The sequence below is a fragment of the Bradyrhizobium sp. KZN70725 genome (assembly GCF_055264925.1).
This window is the reverse complement of the sequence record NZ_JBUYWT010000211.1, coordinates 1-499: the sequence shown is the minus strand read 5'-3', so window position 1 is coordinate 499 and position 499 is coordinate 1. Positions and strand designations below refer to the sequence as shown.

General features: G+C 62.3%; 1 protein-coding gene. It reads right to left on the bottom strand.

Features of this window, described 5'->3' with window-relative positions; translation table 11 throughout:
* On the bottom strand, window positions 1–477 hold a 477-nt coding region (locus tag ACZBJS_RS42935; RefSeq protein WP_463440361.1), incomplete at its 3' end, for an MBL fold metallo-hydrolase.
* Window positions 478–499: the final 22 nt, after the last annotated feature.

Genomic DNA, 499 nt, shown 5'->3' with positions numbered 1-499 from the left:
CTCCGGAAGCTGGTCGGCATAGCATCCAATGCCGTGGTCCACGCCGATCTTCATGGCGCTGGGGGACAGCAGCTTCTCAAAGCTCGTCTGGCCGATGTGCCCCGTGGTGAAACCGTGATCGGCAACCAGTGCCGGTCCGTCTGCATAGGCCACCGCCAAATTGGCCGCCTCCAGTGCTTTGCGATCCAGGGCTCCGAAGTCGCCGCGCCCCGGCGGCGCCGTCCATTCACGCGAGCAGAATGCCTCCTCGCCGCCGATGTAAATCGGTAGCCCGGCTTTGAGCTTGCCGCTGTTTTGCTTCAGGAAGCCGGCGAGACCGCCAAAATGATCGTAGTGACCGTGGCTCAAGACAAGGGCGTTGAACTCGGCCGGATCGATGCCAACGAGATTGGCGTTGTTGACCAGCGCGTCCGGTGTGAAGCCAAAATCCATCAGGACATTTCGCGTCTCGGTGCCGCGCCGGGTCTCGACGTGCATCGACAGGCCGAACTCGCTGATC